Raw genomic sequence first — 21,776 nt, forward strand, 5'->3', positions numbered from 1 at the left:
CGGTCACGAGGGAAAAAGCCTTTTGCCGCGAAATCGCGATCTCTGTCTTTTAATGGGTAGGAAGCTGCCCTATTTAACGGTGTAAGCAACCCGAGACCAACCAAGGATCACCTTTACAAATGGCCAACCAGATTACTGTTGGAGAACGCCTGCCCAACGTCCGCCTGCGCCGACTGGAAGACGGACGGCTAGAGGACTATTTCCTGCACGACCTCACAGCAGGTAAAAAGCTTTTGCTGGTGGGCTTCCCCGGGGCCTATACACCCAATTGCGATGGTCGCCATCTGCCAAGCTTTGTCGCCAATGCAGACCATATCCAGACGCAGGGGGTGGACCAGATTGTCGGCATCGCCGTCAACGACCCATGGGTAATGCAACGCTGGGAAGCGGAGACCCAGGCCAAGGGAAAAGTGCTGCTTCTATCAGACGGAAATGCGGACCTCACCCGTCAGCTTGGCCTGCTGTTCGATGGTCAGGAACTGGGTATGGGGCAACGGTGCCAGCGCTTTTTCCTGATTGCAGACAACGGCATTGTCAGGAAGATCAATGTCGACCGGGGCATGGCCTATGCCTGCACACGGTCGGAAGACGTACTGCAGGTTCTGATCTGAGGAAACGGCTCAGACCGCTTGCCGGGCCGCCTCCTGGAGGGCGTCTTCCAATGCGGGGTTCAGGTCATTGAGATTTATATCGGTATTGGCCTGTTTGCTTTTAAGCTCATTTTCCAGCGAACGGCATAGGTCCGCAAGGCCACAAAAGCCGATGTTGGATGCCACCCCTTTCAGCGTATGAAGCTGCATACGCAGCCCTTCAGAATCCTCCGCCTTGCGGGCATCCATCGCCGCCGAAATAAATTCATGACATTGGGATTTCAGCGTATCCAGAACCTGTGCCCTGTTCTGGTCCGGGAATAGGCCAAACGCGACAGACAGGCGCGCAGGATCCACAGACTTATTGTTCATTCCATCTGCCCTATCACGCATTTTTCCGTCACCTTTCACGGTATCATCCCGCAAGACAATCTCCGGGCTGGCCGCCATTTTGTCCTGCTCCACGGCAAGCGGCAACCCCTGTCCCGCCAACACGCGGTTCAACTCACTGATCTTGACCGGTTTTCCAATAACATCAGACATCCCCGACTTTCGGTACTGACGAATATTTTCCTGCATGACATCCGCCGTCAGGGCGATAATCGGAAGGTTTGACCGACTGTCATCGAAGGATTCCCGCATCATCATTGCCGTCTCCATACCATTCATATGCGGCATATGAATATCCATAAGGATGACATCAATCATGAAACCTGTATCGGAATGCATGATGGCTAGGGCCTCGGCACCGTCGGCGGCTTCTATCACCGTATGTCCTTCGGAGGTGACCAATGCCTTGACCAATTGACGGTTCACTTCAAGGTCATCGACCACCAGCATCGTGACCGGGGCGAGATGTGCCGTCTGTGGCAACAGGAGAAGATCCTCATCCTCCGCATAATCCCGCCAGGGCAGGGTCACCGTAAACCAGAAACGGCTTCCCTCTTCATGGGCACTCTCGACGCCGATTTCGCCCCCCATGCTTTCCACCAGATGCTTGCAGATAGAAAGCCCCAGCCCGGTTCCGCCATAGTTTCTGGTCACGGAAACATCGGCCTGCGTGAAGGCGTCGAAGACCACTTCCTGTTCTTCACTGGTCATGCCGACACCCGTATCCGATACGGAGATTTCCATTTCCACACTATGATCGTCCTGTGCGACCTTTCTTGCCGCGAGCACGATTTCCCCACCGCTGGTGAATTTGATCGCATTGGACAGGAAATTCACAATGACCTGACGAATACGGGTTGGGTCGCCGATCACACAGGGAGGCAGGTTATCGTCCAGTTCAAGACGTATCCTGTTGTTTCGCTCCTTGGCCGCGTCCACCATGATGGACCGCAGGTGTTCCATGACATCACGCCAGGAAAATTGAACCTTTTCCAATTCCAGTCGACCGGACTCAATTTTCGAGAGGTCGAGAATATCGCCAATCAATGCCTGAAGGTGGCTTCCGGCCATTTGGATGTTCTTCACATACGACCGATACCCCGGCGTCCCGAGCGGCCCCTCGGCCTCCCGCGACAAAACATCGGCAAAGCCCACGATGGCGTTTAACGGTGAACGCAGCTCATGGCTCATACGGGCAAGAAAGGTCGTCTTGGCCCGGCTCGCCATCACCGCGGCCTTTCGCGCCTTTTCCATTGTCTGGAGGGCCTGTTCCTTTTCGCGAACTGCCGAGACTTCCTTTGTGACGTCCAGCCCGACCCCACGATAGCCTTTAAAACGCCCCCAGCGATCGAAACAGGGCCGCCCGGAAATCTCGATCACACGGTCTGACCGGTGTTCCTGCGGTATCACAAAACGAACGCGCCGGAAGGGCTGACGGGTTTCAATCAGTTGGAATATGTCGTTTTTCACGTCGCCTCGGTCGAGGAGACTGCTGCCCCAGTAAGACAACAGCTCTTCGCGTGACTTCCCGACAGCCTCCTGCCTTGGCGTGCTGGTCACATGCTCAAACCGTTCCGAGAAGTAGCTGAAGCACCCCTCTTCATCCATCTCCCAGTAATAGTCGCTGCCAATCTCCGTAAAATCCCGGAACCGCTGCTCACTGACCAGCAACTCATCCATCATGTTGGCGCGCCTGACTTCGTTGCGCAGGAATATACCGAGGATGATGACGCTGACGACTTCATAAATGAACACCGGCAGCAGGACCTTGCCCAGGGCCGGCAACGCCACCTCCTGTGGCAACAGGAACAATGTCGGCAACGACACGCCCGGCAGGAGAACGCCCATGATCAGGAAATCGGAAATACTGTATTTTTCAGGGGCGGATTTACGCAGTTTCCAATAACCAAGCCCCAGCAGCGCGGCTGCCCCGATCCCCACAATCCCGGCCACAGCACCCGGGCCGCCCAGGGCCAGGCGATATCCCCCCGCGATCAATGCGGCGATCAGGCTGCCATAGCCCCCACCGAACGGGCCTGCGAGGACAACGGCGACAGTACGGCCGTCGAAGATAATGCCGTCGGTCGGGGACAGGGGGAACAGCATCGCCACAATGGCAATCAGGCCAAACAGCAGGCCGGTGTAGAGGATGGAGAATTTACCGTATTGGCGGCAGAAGCGGTTGATGATCAGCCCATAGAAAAAGGCGGACAGAAAAAGCAGCGCGAGGTTTTCCCCCAATTGCAGCGCGACATTGCTTTCCATGCGCGTATCTCTCAGCCAGCTCCAGGTTACATGTCACCAAACACAACCATGCCGTTCTCCAAAATACATCATTTCGCCCAAATAGCCAAAAACACAAAAAAGAGAAGCGGGCCTCCGCAGAGGCCCGCTTCCCGTAATCAATCGGCTGAATGCCCGGTCGGGCTTGGTTAAGCCGCCTTGCTTTCCGCCATGATGTTGCGCAGGACATACTGCAGGATACCGCCGTTGCGGTAGTATTCCAGTTCGTCCAACGTATCGATACGGCACAGCAGATCGACTTCTTCCTTGGAACCGTCGGCACGCGTGATGATGCATTTCACATCCTGACGCGGCTTCAGGTCGCCTTCGATCCCGACGATGTCGTAGGTCTCGGAGCCGTCCAACTTCAGGGTCTCACGGTTGACGCCATCCTTGAACTGCAGCGGCAGCACGCCCATGCCAACCAAGTTGGAACGGTGGATACGCTCAAAGCTTTCCACGATCACAGCTTTCACACCCAGCAGGCGCGTGCCTTTAGCTGCCCAGTCACGGCTGGAGCCGGTGCCGTATTCCTTGCCACCGACAACCACCAGCGGCGTGCCTTCGGCCTGATAAGCCATGGCAGCGTCATACATGGTGGTGACTTCGCCATTCTTCTTGGTGAAGCCGCCTTCGGTGCCCGGGGCCACTTCATTGCGAATACGGATATTCGCAAAAGTGCCGCGCATCATGATTTCGTGGTTACCACGACGGGACCCATAGGAGTTGAAGTCCGCCGGACGCACCTGACGTTCGGTCAGATATTCACCAGCAGGCGTCTCCGGCTTGAAGGAACCAGCGGGGGAGATGTGGTCCGTGGTCACGGAATCACCCAGGATCGCCAGTGCTTTCGCGCCTTTGATATCGGTGATGGCTTCCGGTTCCGGCTTCATGTCCTGGAAGAACGGCGGATGCTGCACATAGGTGGAACCAGCATTCCATTCGAAGGTCTGGCCTTCCTTGACGCTGATATCACGCCATTCCTTCGGCCCTTCGAAGACGTTGGAATAACGGGATTTGAACATCTCCGGCGTCAGGGACTTCAGCATGGTTTCCTGAATTTCCTGGTTGGTCGGCCAGATGTCCTTCAGGAAGACGTCATTGCCGTCCTTGTCCTGACCGATCGCATCCTTGGTGATGTCGATCTTCATGTTACCGGCCAGCGCATAGGCGACAACCAGCGGCGGGGACGCCAGGTAGTTACCACGGGTATGCGGGGAAACGCGGCCTTCGAAGTTACGGTTACCGGACAGGACGGAGGTCACGACCAGGTCGCCCTCTTCAACCGCCTGGGCAATCGGGCCTGGCAGCGGGCCGGAGTTGCCGATACAGGTGGTGCAGCCATAGCCGACCAGATCAAAGCCCAGTTCGTCCAGGTCTTCCTGCAGGCCGGCGGCTTCCAGATAGTCGGTCACGACCTGGGAACCCGGCGCCAGCGAGGTTTTCACCCAGGGCTTGACGGTCAGGCCCAGTTCGCGGGCCTTGCGCGCAACCAGACCGGCACCGATCAGCACCGCCGGGTTGGAGGTGTTGGTGCAGGACGTGATCGCCGCAATTACAACCGCGCCGTCTTCCAGTTCGTAATCCGCGCCGTCAACAGGCTGTTTCTTGTCGGCGTGACCGAAACCTTCGGCAACCTTGACGAATTCCGGTGCGGCGTTGGAAAGCGCCACGCGGTCCTGCGGACGCTTCGGACCAGCCAGCGACGGCTCTACGGAGTTCAGGTCCAGTTCCAGCGTATCGGTGAAGACCGGCTCGACGGCACCCTTCTCACGCCACATGCCCTGCGCCTGTGCATAGGCTTTCACCAGCGCCACCTGTGCATCATCACGACCGGAGAATTTCAGGTAGTTGAGCGTTTCTTCGTCAACCGGGAAGATACCGCAGGTCGCACCATATTCCGGCGCCATATTGGCGATGGTCGCGCGATCGGCCAGTGTCAGGTTGTCCAGGCCATCGCCGTAGAATTCGACGAATTTGCCGACAACGCCCTTCTTGCGCAGCATTTCCACGACCATCAGAACCAGGTCCGTTGCGGTCATGCCTTCTTTCAGCTTGCCGGTCAGCTTGAAGCCGACGACTTCGGGGATCAGCATGGAAACCGGCTGACCCAGCATGGCGGCTTCAGCTTCGATGCCGCCAACGCCCCAGCCCAGAACACCCAGGCCGTTGACCATGGTGGTGTGGCTGTCGGTCCCGACCAGCGTATCCGGATAGGCGATCTCGCGGTCACCGCCCTTTTCCTGGCTGCTCCAGACGGTGCGGGCCAGATATTCCACGTTCACCTGGTGGCAGATGCCGGTTCCCGGAGGAACGACGCTGAAGTTGTCGAATGCGGTCTGGCCCCAACGCAGGAAGCTGTAGCGCTCGCCGTTGCGTTCGAATTCCAGATCGACGTTTTTCTTGAAGGAATCCTTACCGCCGAAATAGTCGACCATGACGGAGTGGTCGATGACCAGATCCACCGGGGACAGCGGGTTGATCTTTTCCGGGTCGCCACCCATGGCAACCATCGCCTCGCGCATGGCGGCCAGATCAACCACCGCAGGCACGCCGGTGAAGTCCTGCATCAGGACGCGCGCCGGGCGATAGGCGATTTCATGGGTCGATTTGCGCTCTTTCTGCCAGTCGGCAACCGCTTTCACATCGTCGGTGGTGACGGTGCGGCCATCTTCGAAACGCAGCATGTTTTCCAACAGCACTTTCAAAGAGAAAGGCAGACGGGAAACGTCGCCGATCTGGTCGGCGGCTGCCTGCAGCGAGTAATAATCGTATTCCTTACCGTCAACGGTAAGGGTGCGACGGGTCTTAAGACTGTCCTGGCCGGTCATGGTCATGGGTGTCTTGCTCCTCAATCGTGATCCGTGTTGACAAAAGAGACGAATATCCGGCTTGAACGCCGGTTATCGGAACCGCACGGATGCCATTGTTATTCAACTGGTTCGCCAGTTGCATCATTTGACGAGGGTTTTACCGCTTCTCACCGGAAAATGGTAGTCCCGGCGGCAACTATTTTTTGCGTTGCGTCATTTTTGTCAAAAAGCGCGCCAGACCGCCTCCCGATTGTCAAAACACCATTTGTTCTATTTTTGTTCTTTACTTTCCAACAACGCTCCCGTAAAGGTCAACAATCCCCAACACATAGCCAGAGCCGCATGCAAACCGCCTTTGCATGCGCCTTCGGTCCTTCAAAAAAGGAGATCCCCGATGCCACGACATGAGGCCCATCGTTAATGGGCGGTGCGTCCCAGGCCAAGGAAACAAGCGCCGCGCTGGACAAGGCAAGTGCCAGCGCCCCCTCGGCCAACACCAACCCGCCTACTCATCCTGCTGAAGTCAACAAAGCAGCCGACCGTCCGGTTGCGCCCCCCGCCGAACCGAGTGCTCCCGCGCCAAGCCAGGTCAAGCTGGACGTATTCCGCAAACCGCCGGAAAGACCGCCGGAGCCGGAGGTGACTCTTCGCTCTGCCGATTCATCTGCTAGCGGCGAGCCCAGTTTTGCCTATACTGAGCCTGCGACCGTGGCCACAGGCAGCTTCCCCATCGTCACAAAGCTGGACGTAACATCCAATTCCTCCGTAAGCAGCGAGGGGCCCAGGGAAGTATTCGGCAAGCTGACACCAATAACAAAATCTCATCATGCGGCTTCTCCACCTATGTCTCCGATGACACGAGCTCCTATTACTCATAAGGAAGAAGGGACCGACAAAAGTGCGAATGGAATACTGGAACCAGCAGCAAACGGTTCAGATGGATTTAAAAACCAGAACCTGAAAATATTGCAAGTACTCCAAAATGCTATTGAAAATGACATATCATTCGATGCGAACACCTATCAGAGCCTGGAAGCAGCGATCCAACGAAGCAACAAGCAACAAGCAAATTTAAAAAAAAATTTGCTTAGCATCTTAAGAAACTCCCAGAAACTTGGTGGACGGGATACAGCGTATGAAACGCTTGGGCGAGTAAAGAAGCGGCTGTACAGGCTCTACAAGATTACTCCACCATTGAAAGGAACCACGTTTTTCGGCGGAGCTGGCATGGAAGGCGACTATATAAACGATATGGTTCAAGCCCTTGAAGAAAAGGGAATATCAAATGTACGTTCCGCAGCCCCAGAAAAGTGGTCTACCGGCGGCATGTTTACAGACGCAGCGTCTGTTGTGTTCGATAATGATCGAGACGGTGCAGCCTCTGATTTTGATTCTTTTTCAACCGAGGGCGAGCAATTCAATCTTGTTGGGTACTCCTACGGCGGCCTGCAGGCAGCCCAGGCCGCGGCGGACTATGCTGACGATGGTGGAATCGTAGACAATCTAGTCCTTCTGGGGACGCCAATAGAAGCAACCTTCCTGAAAAAGCTCGAAAGTCACCCAAATATTAAACATGTTGAAGTAATCAACCTGTCGGAAGAGGATGACCCGATATTTGCAGGCATGTCTGACCTCGATGTGGCAATGTCCACACCGAAACTCGCTTCACAGTTTTTCATAGAGCCCAGCGCCGGGCATTTTTACTATTCCGACCCCGGTGAAGAAGGTAACAAGAGACGCCGCGCCCTAGCGTCAAAACTATTCGATATCGGCCTGAGATAGGAAGCATAATAACGATGACGAAAGCAAGCGTCTTCCTCATGATGGTATTGATTGCATCTTTGGTTGCCGACTTGGCGGAATCAGAGTTCCGGCAGGCGCCGCCCCGCTTTTGCAATGTGTTGGGCTACGCTCCCGGCCTTTCAACCCGGGAGAAAGCACCCGTTACAACCTCCATCCCGAAGGGCACCTATTTCCTGGGCGGGTCGGGCATGGAGGGACAGTATATTGCGGATATGGTTGAAACGCTAAAGGCGACCGGCATCCACTCCGCCCAAAGCGTCGACAGGAAAATTTGGTCTCGCGGGCCCGGCCTCGATGCCTTATCCGCCATTTGCAAACGCCACCCCCTTGGGGAAACCGCTATGGCAATGGAAGAATTTGCAGGGGAAAACCCACAATTCAATCTGATTGGCTATTCCCACGGTGGCCTGGTCGCAGCGCAAATCGCAAGAGACTATGCAAGCCGACAGGGCCGGATCGATCACCTTGTCCTGATCGCGTCCCCGATTTCCACTGACTTTCTTACGGAACTTCAGCAGATGCCCCAGATCGGGCAGGTCATCCTGGTCACTTTGCAGGATGAGGACGATCCGATTTTCGCAGGGATGGGTTTCACCAACCTTTTGGGGTCGCTGCCCAAATTAACCCTACAGTTCCTGTCAGGCCCATTCGGGTCGAAATCCGGCCATTTCTATCTGACCGATCCCAATAGCACGGGCAGGAAAGCAAGACGCCTATTGGCAGAAAAACTTTATGACGCAGGATTACGATAGGTGACGTCAATGCCCCACACCACAATACCGGCAACTGCCTTACAAGTCGTGAGCATCCTCAGCCCCTTATCAGCCTTGACCTACACATTGCTGGCCGCTTTTGGATCGGGTTTTCTCATCTGGCAGGGTGTGGATGGCTTGCTGTTGGCCACCCGTCTCGTCAGCGCGGCGGCATTGCTGATTTCTCTCGGTTGTGTCGGGCTTTTGCGCATGCCACCGTTCACTCCCCGATGGCCTCTCAACCAAACCATCATCACGGCGAATGGAATCCTGATCTCCACCCAACTCCTGCTGACATGGGTGGCCCCCAACCTCTCGGCCTGCGGGCAATCATTCTGCAATTGAAGTCTATGACTGCCGAGGTGGTACGCCGCTCTCCACGTAGAAGGCGCCATTTACTTGCTCTCCGAACCGGACCGGCGAATTTCCCGGTTACGACGGCAGCCAGAGGAGAAACGAACCTATGTAGGATCGCCAACAACCGGTTTCGCAAGGGCGGATAGCATCTATCTGCCCGAGGGAGGAGAAGTTACCGAAGACTGGGCGAAGAAGACGACGAATATCGTGAATAAAACGACGCATGACGAAAAAGGCTTCCAGACGCGCGCCGAAATCTGGCGAGCCGCGCAAGCCGTCCTGCCAACCTCCCCCGAAAAACGCCTCGCGCTTAAAGAAGGGGTAATTGAAGATGCCTGGAAAAAAGCGAAACCGGCCCGCGACGATATCCAACGCCTGTTTGAAGACAATATCGCAAAAGGTGCCTCCTATCCGGATGGAATGCCCGATATCATCCAAGTCCGCCATTTCATGGGGCCTGACGGAAAACTGTATGAGCGATCGGACGAACTCTATGACAAGTCATTTCTCCATGCTCTTATCCAAACATTGGAGACAGCCCGCGCATACGACTCCCGAGATCGGGCTTTAGAGGAAGGTAACACGATAGAATCGTTGGAATATCTCACGAGCGAGGGCTTACTTCTCTACCCGACGCAATCAATACCCGGCGGCCCTGCCATTGATCCTTCAACGGATCCACGTTTTCTACAGCAACTGCGGTTCATACCGCCAAGACGCTAATATATCGAAGGGCGGCCACATAGCTGTGGCCGCCCTGTTTCTCAAGCACATCTAGAGCGTCTGCTGTATTTCCTCGAAGATGGAATAATCACCCTTGCGCCAGGCTGCGGCCTTCTCATCGGCGTATCGCCGGGCGGCGTCCGCCTCCGCGCTGTCCAAACCGGACAACAGACCTTGGGTTTTGGCGTCGTCGACAGGCCAAATTTCGCCGGCAACTCGTGACAGGGCGTAGGCTTGTTTCATCCTGCCGGCCTCACCTTGGCGCGCCATAACAAGCAATACATCAATGGCTTCGTCGTGGGACAGCCTGTCACCGGCTTTCGCCCCTTCAAGGAAATAGTGCAGGGCCTGTGCCTTATCCGCGGGATCATCGGACAAACTATTAAAGACCAGCCCCAGATAGCCATAGGCGTCCGGATTCCTGCTAATGGCTACTGCCCGTTTCATTCGGGACATCGCCATTTTCAAATACAGTCTTTGAAATTCAAGGCCGTATTTCCCGGTTCCATTACCATCCGTAATATGAAGGCCAAGCTGGGTAAGGTTTTGCGACCGGTCCCAGCGCATGAAAGTGGATTTCCCATCGAAATTATAATAGCCCAGCAACTGTTCGCTATAGATCGGATCGTCGTTATAGGTCAGTTTGACGCGAACGCGTGATGCATAGGGCAAATCATTGTTCCAGCCCTCTTCCATATAGACATAGGACGCCTCCTCCATATCCTTGACGTCCTTGTCATTCCTGTCCCGGCCTTGGCCCAGGAGGGCTTTGGCCCGCTCACGCAAGCTGTCCGCCAACGCGATCTTGATTTCGGGACTTCCTCCAGCGAGGGCCTTGGCAAAGTAGTCATTGGCAACCTCATGCCGCCTGTCATAGCCGCCATCCTGATCGCGGCTAGATCGTCCCAAACCATTGTCGATCATGAAATACATCGCAAAGGCAGCATCGGGATTACCTTGATCCGCAGGTTCCTTGAGCAATTTTCGGGCATAAAGATAGTTGCCGAGGTCAAAAGCCTGAAGCCCTTCCGCCGCCGGTCCAGAGCGCTCCGGAATTGGTTGAGCAGAAGCCGTATTGTAATCCTGCGGCTTTATCGGATCCCACCCGTCGGCGGTCAATCGGTCAAGCGCCCGCTTCGCTTCAAGACTGCCGGTGAGCTGCACCGCTCCCTGAAATGCAAAATAGGCGCGCTCTTTATACGGGTTCACAAGATAGGGCTTCACCGACCCATCAATGCCTTTAGTTTGTATCAGGTAATAATTTCCCCATGCTGTCAGGGCTTCCGCCTTATACCAGTCCGTCAACGGCCCGGAAGCCGTCTCAATCGCATGATTGGCGGCATAGTCCACATTCCCCGCATCGGGCTTGGAGAAGTATTCTTCCGGCGTGCGCATATAAACAATGGCGTCGTAGGACGTATACTGGTCAATAGACACACCTGCCAGCCGATCAATGCCAGCCTGAACCTTCCGTGTCGCGACATCGCGTTCAGGGGAACCGGCAGGTGTGAGTTCGCCTTCGGTATAATCGAGTTCAAATAGCGCCGACCTCGCCGCGGGATACCTGGCCGTTTCAGCTACTTCCAGATAGCTGTAGGACTGGGCTATTGAAGCAGCCGTATCTTTGCCTTGGTCCCTAAGCCGACCCGAAATCCGGAAATGTGCAATGCCAGCCGCAAAAGCCGCATCAGCATTCGAGGCCGCGGCCTCTTCCAATGCAGGCAAGGCCTCCTCATATTTTCCAGCCGCGAAATCCTTGAACGCCTGGTCAAGCGCATCGGCGGATGCCGACAAAGGAATGAATAGAATACAAATAAAACCAATCAGATAGCGCATAGACTTCCCCCTCTCATCAACACGAATAGCCTTAGACGATATCGCGTATAATGAGAAGGGGAGAGCCTGATTTTATGAGACCGTTACTCTGCGGCCTGCGTTTGCTGGGTAAAGCCGCGCATGGTTTGCAGGAAGTCGGCCACAAGGCCGCGCATGCGTTCTGCTTCCTGTTCAACAGAGGACATCTGCTGTTTGGAATTGTCGGCAATCTCGCGTGACTTGGAAGCCAGTTCGGCGAAACCGCCCAGACGCGTCATCGCCTCGCCCGCCGCACCGGAGGCCGTGCGCGCCGCACCGGCAATCTGTTCGGTTGTAACATTCTGCTCTTCCACCGCCGCGGCGATGGTGCTGGCGATTTCGGTCATGCTCTGCGCCCGGTTTGAGATATCGCGAATGGCCGAGACCGTATCCTTGACCGATTTCTGAATTTCGGCCACCTGGCTGCCGATTTCCTCCGTCGCGCGGCCTGTCTGGGTCGCCAGGCTTTTCACCTCGTTGGCGACCACGGCAAAACCCTTGCCTGCCTCACCGGCGCGCGCGGCCTCGATGGTCGCATTCAACGCCAGCAGGTTTGTCTGTTCGGCAATATCCGTAATCAGGCCGACCACCTCGCCGATACGATCCGCGGCCCGGTCCAGATTGCCAACCATTTCAGAGGATTGCCTGGCATCACGCAGGGTGGTGTCCGCGACGCTGACCGCCGTGGAAACCTGATTGCTGATTTCTGCGATGGCACGGCTCAATTCTTCCGTTGATTGCGCAACGGAATCGATATTTTCCGACACCAGTTGCGCGGAATTCATGATCGTGCCGGTTTCGCCCTCAACCTCCGACGTGCCGGAGACCAGATGGTCGGACATGCCAAGCATCTCGCCAACCGCAGAGGACACATGGCCCAGGCTGCTTTGTGCGTCTTCGTCGAACCGCTTGGACACATCGACCACTTTCTGACTGCGTTCTGCATCCTGGCGCAGACGGTCTTGCTCCCGCTCCTGCTGGGCGCGCTGGTCGATCAACTGACCTCGGTAAAGCTCCATCGCCTGGGCGATCACCCCCAGTTCGTCCTTGGCATTCCGCTCCGCAACCGGTTCATCCAGTTGCCCGTCGCTGAGCGCGGCCACGGAATCCGTCACACGGCGGAAACGGCGGGAAACAATACGGCCGATGGCAAAGGATGCCCCGATGGCAAAGATCAGCGACAAAACGCCAATCGCAATGCTGGTATCGATGGAATCCTGGAAATCCTTCGCCAGGGTGGCAGTCATGCCGTTGATCAGTTCGTCGTCCTGCGCCCGAATAGCCTTCAGCGCCTCGATCATCTCCTTGCTGGCATAGGCCAGATTGGATTGATAATCGAACTGCTTGGTATAATCCTGCTCTTCAAAGGCCTGACGCAGGCCAAGCATATCTTTCCGATAGGCCTGCAGTTTTTCCGCAACCGCGCCATAGGCTGCGATTGCCTCTTCGGAAACGCCAGGCACTTTCTGATAGGCCTCGATGCGCGTGATCGCAGAATCGATCATGGGCATGCCTTCGTCGACCATTTCGGCGCTGCTGGAATCAATTGCGTCGTTGACGCTTTCATGGCCCTTGGAGATTTCCTCCTGCAGGTTCACCGTCAGGCGATAGGATTCAAAGGTCACATTGTTCAACACAGCAACATCTTGCTGCTGGTGGATTGCGGTAAATATTGATGTTCCCGTCGACAGCGCCATAAAGATCAACACGATCACAGGCGCAATCAGCATCTTCGTAAAGATGGAACAATTGCGTAGCCAATTCATACAAGCCTCCCCAAACGCCCCCCTAGCCAGGCCGGGCAGCAGATATCTTTTTCATTCACGTGAATTTATTGTGAAAAATACTGGCACAAAATCCCGGTAGCAACTATCAGATATTAATACAATTTTAAGAAAAAATGACTTATCAGCTATCTATTAGAATCAATGCAAGTCCCGGCCAGGCCGACAGGTGTGAAACCGGGTGCGGTTCATGGTAGTGGGCGTATTGTGGCATAGGTCCACGCGATATTTTAAATTATGGTAAGTGTAGGAACCACACTCATAAATAGACAGGCTGCAAAGGTATGAGTGAAAAAATCGTGACATCAGTCGGTATTGACAGTACACGCGTCGATCTGGCGTCGCTGAACATTCTGCTGTTTGATACAGACCGCATCAGCGCAAGCGTCACAAAGCTTGCATTACAGCAATCAGACGACCTGAACTTCATCTTTTGCGATAATCAGGAAACAGCCTGCCAGCATCATCAGCACCGGCCGTTCAACATTGCTTTGGTGGATTTCACACCAACCCGCTTCAGTCCTTCGGCTCATCTGGTCCGCGAATTACGCGACCCCTTCAAATTTGAACGGACCCCGCGCATCGTGGCCCTCCTCAGCGCCGCCAACAAACAAATCCTGAAGGCGGTCATCAAGGCTGGCGTGGATACTGCCTGGGTCAAGCCGCTATCGCCCGACGTCATACAGAAAAAGCTGATCAGTCTGCTGCGGGCGGAAATTCCCTATGTCACGATCGATGACTACCGCGGACCTGACCGCCGCCGCGTACCGGCCGATATCCATTATGATGGCGAAGAAAGACGGCAGGATGAATAGCCAAAGGGTTCCACCCATTCATTACAGACAGTCTTCCTCAGACCCGTTTGCCATTTCCACCGTCACAACGCTGCCGGTGCCTTTATATTGAATATTGCATCCGTCCATGACGCTCGCCATGGCGATCCCCCTGCCGCTGTACAACGGTTTACCTTGTGACAACCTGTCGCCGGTATATCTCTGCCAGTCGAAACCATCGCCCATATCCATAATCGTAACCAGGGTACGTTTGGAATCACGGTCGAATTGAACCGTTACTTTCTTGTCCATGTTTTCAGGCAACGCCTGTCGGCGCTCCACTTCCCGGGTCCACTCGCCCCTGGCAACCAGTTCACTTTTTTCCTCAAAGGAAATGCCCAGGTTTCCGTGCTCAATCGCATTGATAATCAGTTCGGACAGGACAAAAGCTGCTGACGGCGCATCGGGGCACGCCAACGACAGCATAGTGGTGAGGTTTTTTGCCTCGCGAACCGTCTTCACCTCAAAGATGCCAGCCATGATCGTGCCGATTGCCGAAGAACGGGATTCCACCTCCCGTACCAGATCCCGATACCGGCGGTTCTCCAGAAAGGCAAACTGGACCGCCGTTGCAAGATCGTTCGGGTCAACTGTCTGTGGCAACGAATAAAAAAGCCGTTTCAACCGCATGGTTGTTGGAAGATTGTCACTACCGGTCAGGTCGATAAAGGGGACGAAGTCACATTCCTTGCAGTCCAGCAGATCGGCGAGACGCGCCCAATCATCGGACAACCCACCCGGCCCCAGGACAACAACGGCAATTTGGTCCCCATTGCCGTTAAAGTAGGCCGTGAAGTCATCAAATGTATTAAATTGGATGAACTTGATGCCGCGTGCTTCCAGTGAGGAGAAAACAGGACTGTCCAGTTCTTCCCCACCTCCCAAGAAAACGGCATAAAGTTTCCGTTGCTTACTCATGCCAGCCCGACAGTCCTCCTTCCGGATGCTAACATGAGAATAGCATCATAAGATTTGGCTGGGAAGGAGGCGGGAACAACCATCGAGGGAAAAATTAATGATCGGCCAAAACCGCACCGGTCATGGCTGCCGCCTTGGGCAGCCCCATCAAGGTCAGGATTGTCGGCGCGATGGATAACTGACAGGCCTCCTGCTCCTCACAAGGTTGTTCATCGCGGCCATGCAGGTGATAGAAGGCTACCTGCATCACCTCATCGCGTGTGCCCCCATGGGTGCCGATCTCGTCCATGCCATGATCGGCGGTGACAAGAACATGGTAACCCGCCTCCAGCCAGGACGGCGCATGGATGGCCAGCAGATCGTCCGCCTTACCCGCCTGCCGCCGATATTGCGGAGATTCCCCACCGAATACATGGCCTTTGAAGTCACATCCCATCGGATGCACCAACAGATAATCCGGCTCATGCCTCCGAACCAGCATATCCGCCTGACGGAACAGTTCCGCGTCCGGATAGTCGTCTTCAGTATAGAACCGCCCATGCTGAATGACCCGGTTTTCGTCATCCACTTCCTTATCCATGACCGGATCATAGGGTACGTGATTATAAAGCTCTGAAAACCAGCTATAGGCCGCCGCAGCCGTTCGCCGCCCTGCCTGACGTGCAATCGAGAAGACATTCTCGTGGCGGCTGTTCCGGATGATGTTGTTGCTGGTCACCCCGTGGTCATAGGGTGCAAGGCCGGTATGAATGGTTTCGTAAAGCGGGCGCGACAGGCTCGGCAGGCCTACCCTCATTTTCCAGCGCCGCGCGGCCCCCTTGGCGACGGCCCCTTCCATAAAACCCATCTCGCTCACGGCCATCTCATAGCCAAGTCCATCCAACAACACGAGGATCACTTTATTTTTCAATGCACTACCCTTAACTCAGCAAAACAGCCACCCTGCGAACCGACACGAGGCCCCAATCAATCCTGCTCGCCGATTTTACTTTTCAGGTCAACGCTATTTTTCACGAAATTTGACGTTTCTGGCGTCATTTCACCGGGTATTTCACAGAAATCGCATTATTTTTTCACTTCTTGATGAGCATCAAGGCCCCAGACGGGGTCCGCCCATAGGGTGCAGACACGGGAAACAAAAATAAACCCGAAAGAAAGCAACCAACGCTTCAGTAACTGCGAATAATCGCACGGTTATTGGAGGAAGAGAAATGACCGATAAAATCGCCACCGAACAACAAGGCGTCTCGCGTAGAACTCTGCTGAAAGGCACCACCGTTGCCGCTGGCATCGGCCTTGTGGGGTCCGGCCTGATTTCCCAGGCCAATGCGGCTACCGCACCGACAGACATCGACAGTCTGCCGCGCGTGAAACAGAAACTCGTCGCCCCGCCCTTCGTCCCCGAACATGACCAGGTTGCCAAAGGCGGCCCGAAAGTGGTCGAAGTGCGGATGGTTATCGAAGAAAAGAAAACCGTTGTTGACGATGACGGCAACGAAACCTGGGTCTTCTCCTATGAAGGCACCGTACCGGGCCCGCTGATCGTCTGCCACCAGGACGACTATGTCGAACTGACGCTGGTCAACCCGGCAAGCAACGAACTGGAACACAACATCGACTTCCACGCCTCCACGGGCGCATTGGGCGGCGGCGGCCTGACCCACATCACCCCGGGTGAAGAAGTCGTTCTGCGCTTCAAGGCAACCCGCGCCGGCGTCTTTGTCTATCACTGCGCGCCCGGCGGCTCCATGATCCCCTATCACGTCGTCCACGGCATGAATGGCGCCATCATGGTATTGCCGCGCGACGGCCTGAAAGACGGCCAGGGCCGCCCGCTGAAATATGATCGCGCCTACTATGTCGGCGAGCAGGATTTCTACCTGCCGAAGGATGCAAACGGCGAATACAAGAAATATGCAACCGCATCCGAAGACTATGGCGACTGCATGGAATCCATGGCGACACTGACGCCAAGCCACCTGGTCTTCAATGGTCGCGTCGGCGCATTGACCGGTGACAATGCCATGAAGGCAAAAGTCGGTGAAAACGTCCTGATCATCCACTCCCAGGCAAACCGCGACACCCGTCCGCACCTGATCGGCGGCCATGGTGACTATGTCTGGCCGACGGGTTCCTTCCAGGACGTTCCGGCAACGAACCTGGAGACCTGGCATATCGCAGGCGGTTCCGCTGGTGCGGCACTCTACAAATTCCGCCAGCCGGGCATCTACGCCTATGTGAACCACAACCTCATCGAGGCCGTCGTCAAAGGGGCCACCGCGCATTTCAGCGTCGATGGCAAATGGGACGACAACCTGATGACCCAGGTATCCAAACCGCGCGCGATCACCTCGTGACCGGCGTATAGCAATCTACCGCAGTGGAGAATAGGGTCATGTGGCGCAAGGCAAGTCTGTATATCGGCGGGGTAGCGGCCTTAACGGCAATCGCAATCACCACAGCCTCAGCCGTACTGGACAACAAGCCTGGCGCCACTGACCTTCTTCCCAACCTTGAAATGGTCGCGGTAAAGTCAGGTTCCTATAACCTGACTATTGCCGTTGCCGGTGCTTTTGGCATCGACTATATGTCCCGCCCTGCAAAGATCGCCAGTGACTTTGAAATCAGCCGCTATGAAATCACCATTGCCCAATGGAACCGCTGTTATCAGGCAGGCGGCTGTCCTCATGCCGCCAAGACCCGCAGCTATCAGACAGACGACCAGCCGGTCACCAATGTAAACTGGCTCGAGGCCTTTCAATTCACACGCTGGCTGTCCAGCGTTACCGGCGAAAGCTACCGCCTTCCCACGGAAGAGGAATGGGCCTATGTCGCCTTCTCCGGGACCGATGTCACGCGGGAAAAGCTTGAAAAATGGTCCTTTGAACGAAACATCACGACAACGATCGGCACCAGCCGCATGCGAAAGATCGGCGCTTTCGGCCAAACGCCCTGGGGCGTGTCGGATGTGAAAGGCAATGTCTGGGAATGGACCATGACATGCTGGTTCAATTCCGACATTGAAAACAAACATGCCCGTTCCATCAAGGAACTTGAAGACCCTGAGCTTTGCGCCAACCGCGTTGTCCAGGGGATCGAACGCGGCCATGTTCCCTTCTTCGTCGGCGAAACCTATAGCGGCGGCTGCAGTACGGGCCGTCCCATCGACAATATCGGCTTTCGCATCGTACGCGAGCTGTAAGCCTCAACCCCCGCTACATCATTTTCAGCATTATACGTAACCGGTGGAACCGCTTGTGACGGGTGCTTTCCCGCCGACCTTGCGGCGATGGCTGATGGCCCGCTTCAGGATCAACAGCCCATGGCTCAACAGAAGCAGGGCCGATGCGCTGCCGATAAGGCTCGCCGCCCAGAGCAAGGGCAGATTTTTGAAGACACAGGCCGCCGTCACCAACACCAGTGCCGTCGTATGACAGCCGAGTTGGGCCCAAGGCACCCATTTAGCGGAAAGGGCGGTGACCAAGGCAGGCTGGCGACAGTAATGGACGGTATACATCGCCGCCAGGAAAGGCAGAATCCGGGCAATAACGGCCACCACAAAGCTGAGCAGCCAGCCGTAAAAGGCCAGGACAGCGAAAACAGACAGCCAATCCTCTCCCAGCAGTCCAAGCAGCCCGGCAATGGCAGTCAGGAGAGAAGCTGCAAGACCGCCCCAGGACAAACGACAGAGAAAGGCCGTATCCATGCCTTTACGCCGCATTCGCCCCTTCAACACCCCTTCCATGTGAAAAACATGCAGGCCAGCAACAATGAAGGCGAGGAAGGATGCACCCAGCAGGGCAAGGTTGTTCTCTGTCACGATCCCGCCCAGGGCGACCAGGAGGCTGACGACAGATAATGCGATTACAGGCTGTCCAATCCTGGTTCCCCGCGGCCTTGCCAGAAAAACCATCGGCAGGACGAAGGGGCTGAAACCAAGGACCAGAAAGCCCATGAAGCCATAGGTGGCAAGCAGCCCATGAACCGGGCCGGCAATGTCCGGTCGGTCCAGCCAGGGATAGACATAATTGAACCCTATGCCTGCCCCAACAGCCAGGGCCAACCCCATGCAGGCCAGCGCCAGCACGGTGCCGAGCCGTGTTTCGGGATAGTGATGGAAGTCACCATGCCGCAAGATCGGCACCAGCAATCCTATGAACAGAATGATACCGATGGCGGTCAACGCCGCGCCTGCGGCCAGGGGAAGGGTCATATATGTGCCAAGGCCGAAAATCTGCAGGCTCTGCCCCGATGCGATCAACGCAAAAACCGTCCAGCCACCGCCTGTGCGGGGTGGCTGGCATTGGCACAACACGGGTAGCATCTGGAAGCAGGCCCCGATTGCAATCGGCAGCAGCGTACCACCGGTCATCGCGTGCAGGGCCGCAAAGGCCGGGCCCGGCCCGATCGTGGCAAAGAGTGCATCCTCCCCCGCCACTCCCAACAGGACCCAGGCCACCAAATGCCCGACCAGCCCCAATCCGAAGAAAGAACAGATCAGGGCGGGGCGGTTCAGGGAGGGTCCAATATTGGACAGGGGAATTGACGTCACGAAAGGGTATCTCTTGTCAAACGCAGGATGGATTCATTCGGTTGGTCGGTCACCAACTGCCATTGAACATGGCGCTCTTCCAGTTCGGGCAGCAGGTGCACCGGAAAATGCGGTGTGTGTACGAAGACCGCTCCCTCATGCGCGCCGCTGTCCAGAAACTCCAGAATCGCGATCATCGGCATGGGGGGTGGCATCTGCCGGACATCCATATGCAGTTCCTCGCCCTCAAGCCAGAAACGCTCTCCTTCATCACTGTCGAGGGTCTCGGAGGGGCGTATTCCACCCTCGTCCGCCGCAGCCCTTCGAACACGCAATATCGTCTTTCCCGTGCAATCCTCGGACGTCCAGCAGTCATAGCCGCCGCGTTCCAGGGCACGGATCAAGGGCGACGGGTCGAAGGACGAGCGCAAAACCCCTCCTCCGTCCGCACCAAGATCGGCCAGGTGGTCCTGTACGATCGTCAGGGGAAACTCTCCGGCCCGCAACAAGGCGTCCGCGTCCAGATCGAATGCCGGCGCGGTATCTACTTGGCTCACCCAGTCGGGTTTTGGGACATGTCGCGTATCAGTCATACGCAATAGCTTAGCGCCCGACAGGGTCTTTTGCTTTGTCTTACGTCAAAAAGAAGTTCTCAAAGGCTGGCGAAGGAACGCCGCCCGCCAAAGGATTCGCAATAGTCGCGGAGACCTTCGATATCCTCGACCTGAACGTCATTGCCACGACAGATGATCCCCGCAGGCTCGAGACGCCGCAAGACGCGCGACAGGGTGGCGGGATCAACGCCGATCCGCCCGGCGATCAGTTGTTTATGCAACGGAAGCTGCCCCTTACCCTGCCAGTCCGTGACCTCATAGACCGTCAGCAGATAAGACGCCAGACGTTGCGCCGGAGACTGGGTGCGCAGTCGAAGCACCTCTTCCGTCAGGAAGGTCTGATGCGCGGCAAGCGCCTCGAACATCTCGACCAGCAATTCGGGACGGTCGCCAATCACGCTCATCAGACGGGCCTTGTCGATACGCACCAGAACCGTATCCGCCTGCGCCTCCGCATTGACCGGGAAACGGCCGGACCCGAACATGGCGGCTTCGGCAAAGCTTTCACCGGCGCGAATGATGCGAACCACGCCCTCGCTGCCGTCTTCGGTCAGAACCAGAAGATGAACCGCCCCCTGCAACACGGCATAGAAGCAATCAGCCTCGTCCCCCGCATTGAACAGCAGTGTCTCCGTACCGTATTCCTGCACGCTGTCGGACGCCAGAAGGTCCTGCAGGCAGTCCACATCCACATGGGAAAACAGCGGGATTTCCTTTAATCCTTCAAAATCCACTGCTTCCGGGGTCCGGTAAATTGCATTCATTTCACATTCTCCAGATCGCCCCAGTCAATACCGCAGAATTCTGCCAGTTTCGCAATATCCCCGATATGAACCACGCGATGGCCTTCCGTGCGGATATCGGCCTTCTCAAGCTTTGCAAAGGAACGGGACAGGGTTTCCGGTGACATGGCAAGTTTGTCCGCAACATCCTGCTTCCGGTATGGCAGTTTGATTGTTGCCGCCCCTTCGTTCTGATCACTGAGGCTGAGCAGCAGCATGCCCAAGCGCTGTGCGGTATTTTTCAGCTTCAGTTCCGTGACCTGCTGCAGCAAACGGCGCAAATTGGCGGAAATAATGGCAAGCGTCGCCAGGGCGTTTTCAGGATCATTGGCCAGTTGCCGATGGATTGCCGCCCCCGGCAGGCAAAGCAGACGCACCCGGCTCAACGCCACTGCGCGGGTCATCGAAACGGCCCCTCGCGTCAGCGCGCTTTCGCCAAAGACAGCCCCTTTGTCCAGCACTTCAACGGTTTCACCGCTGCCCCCGTCATCCACCAGCATCAGCTTCACATGGCCGGCAGTAATTTTCAGGAGATCGGCGGACTGGTCGCCCGCATCGACGATAACATCGCCCGGCGCATATTCCCGGATACTCGCCGACTTCTGCAATTCGGCCCAAAGGGCCTCCGGCAGCAGGCCGCCACGGGCATTACCGCTATTTTTTGGGGATACTGCTTCCACGCTCTCGTCCTTCGCCACACAACAGACAACGGTGCGGATTATGACAATCCGCACCACATTTGTGCAGTG

At 56.1% G+C, this 21,776-nt stretch carries 18 protein-coding genes; 8 read left to right on the forward strand and 10 right to left on the reverse strand.

Features of this window, described 5'->3' with window-relative positions; translation table 11 throughout:
* Positions 1–119: 119 nt before the first annotated feature.
* Positions 120–611: a peroxiredoxin family protein gene (locus IF205_RS00725; protein ID WP_259781370.1), complete on the forward strand. Its 492-nt coding sequence runs from the start codon at positions 120–122 to the stop codon at positions 609–611.
* A 9-nt stretch (positions 612–620) separates the two neighbouring features.
* Here the strand turns inward: IF205_RS00725 and IF205_RS00730 are convergent, their stop codons facing one another.
* Together IF205_RS00730 and acnA are read right to left on the reverse strand one after the other, a co-directional pair.
* The gene (locus IF205_RS00730; protein WP_259781371.1) at positions 621–3,245 is read right to left on the reverse strand and encodes an ATP-binding protein; all 2,625 of its coding nucleotides are present in this window, start codon (positions 3,243–3,245) and stop codon (positions 621–623) included.
* A gap of 167 nt (positions 3,246–3,412) precedes the next feature.
* Positions 3,413–6,100, reverse strand: coding sequence for an aconitate hydratase AcnA (acnA, locus tag IF205_RS00735; RefSeq protein WP_311195723.1), 2,688 nt, complete (start codon positions 6,098–6,100; stop codon positions 3,413–3,415).
* Between the two features lie 396 nt (positions 6,101–6,496).
* On the opposite strand from acnA, the gene IF205_RS00740 reads away from it, so the two are divergent.
* The 4 genes from IF205_RS00740 to IF205_RS00755 are packed head-to-tail and all read left to right on the forward strand — an operon-like array spanning position 6,497 to position 9,711.
* Positions 6,497–7,858 carry an alpha/beta fold hydrolase gene (locus IF205_RS00740; RefSeq protein WP_259781372.1) on the forward strand — a complete coding sequence of 454 codons (1,362 nt, stop codon included), beginning with the start codon at positions 6,497–6,499 and terminating at the stop codon, positions 7,856–7,858.
* Positions 7,859–7,872: 14 nt separating this feature from the next.
* A complete protein-coding gene (locus IF205_RS00745; RefSeq protein WP_259781373.1) occupies positions 7,873–8,631 on the forward strand; it encodes an alpha/beta fold hydrolase in 759 nt (252 codons plus the stop codon).
* Between the two features lie 9 nt (positions 8,632–8,640).
* Complete coding sequence (locus tag IF205_RS00750) at positions 8,641–8,976, forward strand: hypothetical protein (protein ID WP_259781374.1); 336 nt, start codon at positions 8,641–8,643, stop codon at positions 8,974–8,976.
* A gap of 54 nt (positions 8,977–9,030) precedes the next feature.
* Complete coding sequence (locus IF205_RS00755; RefSeq protein ID WP_259781375.1) at positions 9,031–9,711, forward strand: hypothetical protein; 681 nt, start codon at positions 9,031–9,033, stop codon at positions 9,709–9,711.
* Positions 9,712–9,762: 51 nt separating this feature from the next.
* On the opposite strand, the gene IF205_RS00760 is transcribed toward IF205_RS00755, so the two are convergent.
* Together IF205_RS00760 and IF205_RS00765 are read right to left on the reverse strand one after the other, a co-directional pair.
* The gene (locus IF205_RS00760; protein WP_259781376.1) at positions 9,763–11,547 is read right to left on the reverse strand and encodes a hypothetical protein; all 1,785 of its coding nucleotides are present in this window, start codon (positions 11,545–11,547) and stop codon (positions 9,763–9,765) included.
* An 83-nt stretch (positions 11,548–11,630) separates the two neighbouring features.
* Positions 11,631–13,331: a methyl-accepting chemotaxis protein gene (locus IF205_RS00765; RefSeq protein ID WP_259781377.1), complete on the reverse strand. Its 1,701-nt coding sequence runs from the start codon at positions 13,329–13,331 to the stop codon at positions 11,631–11,633.
* 302 nt (positions 13,332–13,633) lie between these two features.
* Between IF205_RS00765 and IF205_RS00770 the strand changes: the two genes are divergently transcribed.
* A complete protein-coding gene (locus tag IF205_RS00770; protein WP_259781378.1) occupies positions 13,634–14,164 on the forward strand; it encodes a response regulator in 531 nt (176 codons plus the stop codon).
* 21 nt (positions 14,165–14,185) lie between these two features.
* Here the strand turns inward: IF205_RS00770 and IF205_RS00775 are convergent, their stop codons facing one another.
* Complete coding sequence (locus tag IF205_RS00775; RefSeq protein ID WP_259781379.1) at positions 14,186–15,100, reverse strand: ATP-binding protein; 915 nt, start codon at positions 15,098–15,100, stop codon at positions 14,186–14,188.
* A 94-nt stretch (positions 15,101–15,194) separates the two neighbouring features.
* Positions 15,195–16,010 (reverse strand): alkaline phosphatase family protein, encoded by an 816-nt coding sequence (locus tag IF205_RS00780; protein ID WP_259781380.1) that lies wholly within the window; start codon positions 16,008–16,010, stop codon positions 15,195–15,197.
* Between the two features lie 301 nt (positions 16,011–16,311).
* On the opposite strand from IF205_RS00780, the gene nirK reads away from it, so the two are divergent.
* Both nirK and IF205_RS00790 read left to right on the forward strand, forming a co-directional pair.
* Entirely contained in the window at positions 16,312–17,457 is a 1,146-nt protein-coding gene (nirK, locus tag IF205_RS00785) for a copper-containing nitrite reductase (RefSeq protein ID WP_259781381.1), read from the forward strand.
* Positions 17,458–17,495: 38 nt separating this feature from the next.
* The gene (locus IF205_RS00790; protein WP_259781382.1) at positions 17,496–18,302 is read left to right on the forward strand and encodes a formylglycine-generating enzyme family protein; all 807 of its coding nucleotides are present in this window, start codon (positions 17,496–17,498) and stop codon (positions 18,300–18,302) included.
* Between the two features lie 30 nt (positions 18,303–18,332).
* Here the strand turns inward: IF205_RS00790 and IF205_RS00795 are convergent, their stop codons facing one another.
* From IF205_RS00795 to IF205_RS00810, 4 genes are read right to left on the reverse strand one after another with little or no spacing between them, the layout of a single operon-like run.
* Positions 18,333–19,652, reverse strand: coding sequence for a cbb3-type cytochrome c oxidase subunit I (locus IF205_RS00795; RefSeq protein WP_259781383.1), 1,320 nt, complete (start codon positions 19,650–19,652; stop codon positions 18,333–18,335).
* The gene (locus IF205_RS00800) at positions 19,649–20,224 is read right to left on the reverse strand and encodes a DUF2249 domain-containing protein (protein WP_259781384.1); all 576 of its coding nucleotides are present in this window, start codon (positions 20,222–20,224) and stop codon (positions 19,649–19,651) included. Before IF205_RS00800 ends, IF205_RS00795 begins: the two co-directional genes overlap by 4 nt.
* Before the next feature lie 59 nt (positions 20,225–20,283).
* Entirely contained in the window at positions 20,284–21,009 is a 726-nt protein-coding gene (locus tag IF205_RS00805) for a Crp/Fnr family transcriptional regulator (RefSeq protein ID WP_259781385.1), read from the reverse strand.
* Positions 21,006–21,707, reverse strand: a complete 702-nt coding sequence (locus IF205_RS00810; RefSeq protein ID WP_259781386.1) for a Crp/Fnr family transcriptional regulator — start codon at positions 21,705–21,707, stop codon at positions 21,006–21,008. The genes IF205_RS00805 and IF205_RS00810 overlap by 4 nt, the downstream gene beginning before the upstream one ends.
* Between the last annotated feature and the right edge of the window lie 69 nt (positions 21,708–21,776).

This window comes from Aestuariispira ectoiniformans (genome assembly GCF_025136295.1).
GTDB classification, from domain to species: Bacteria; Pseudomonadota; Alphaproteobacteria; order UBA8366; family Aestuariispiraceae; genus Aestuariispira_A; species Aestuariispira_A ectoiniformans.

Excerpts from the sequence above, each read along its gene's own strand:
- IF205_RS00725 (WP_259781370.1), top strand. The coding sequence starts at position 120 with ATGGCCAACCAGATTACTGTTGGAGAACGCCTGCCCAACGTCCGCCTG.
- IF205_RS00730 (WP_259781371.1), bottom strand. The coding sequence starts at position 3,245 with ATGGAAAGCAATGTCGCGCTGCAATTGGGGGAAAACCTCGCGCTGCTT.
- acnA (WP_311195723.1), bottom strand. The coding sequence starts at position 6,100 with ATGACCATGACCGGCCAGGACAGTCTTAAGACCCGTCGCACCCTTACC.
- IF205_RS00740 (WP_259781372.1), top strand. The coding sequence starts at position 6,497 with ATGGGCGGTGCGTCCCAGGCCAAGGAAACAAGCGCCGCGCTGGACAAG.
- IF205_RS00745 (WP_259781373.1), top strand. The coding sequence starts at position 7,873 with ATGACGAAAGCAAGCGTCTTCCTCATGATGGTATTGATTGCATCTTTG.
- IF205_RS00750 (WP_259781374.1), top strand. The coding sequence starts at position 8,641 with ATGCCCCACACCACAATACCGGCAACTGCCTTACAAGTCGTGAGCATC.
- IF205_RS00760 (WP_259781376.1), bottom strand. The coding sequence starts at position 11,547 with ATGCGCTATCTGATTGGTTTTATTTGTATTCTATTCATTCCTTTGTCG.
- IF205_RS00765 (WP_259781377.1), bottom strand. The coding sequence starts at position 13,331 with ATGAATTGGCTACGCAATTGTTCCATCTTTACGAAGATGCTGATTGCG.
- IF205_RS00770 (WP_259781378.1), top strand. The coding sequence starts at position 13,634 with ATGAGTGAAAAAATCGTGACATCAGTCGGTATTGACAGTACACGCGTC.
- IF205_RS00775 (WP_259781379.1), bottom strand. The coding sequence starts at position 15,100 with ATGAGTAAGCAACGGAAACTTTATGCCGTTTTCTTGGGAGGTGGGGAA.
- nirK (WP_259781381.1), top strand. The coding sequence starts at position 16,312 with ATGACCGATAAAATCGCCACCGAACAACAAGGCGTCTCGCGTAGAACT.
- IF205_RS00790 (WP_259781382.1), top strand. The coding sequence starts at position 17,496 with ATGTGGCGCAAGGCAAGTCTGTATATCGGCGGGGTAGCGGCCTTAACG.
- IF205_RS00800 (WP_259781384.1), bottom strand. The coding sequence starts at position 20,224 with ATGACTGATACGCGACATGTCCCAAAACCCGACTGGGTGAGCCAAGTA.
- IF205_RS00805 (WP_259781385.1), bottom strand. The coding sequence starts at position 21,009 with ATGAATGCAATTTACCGGACCCCGGAAGCAGTGGATTTTGAAGGATTA.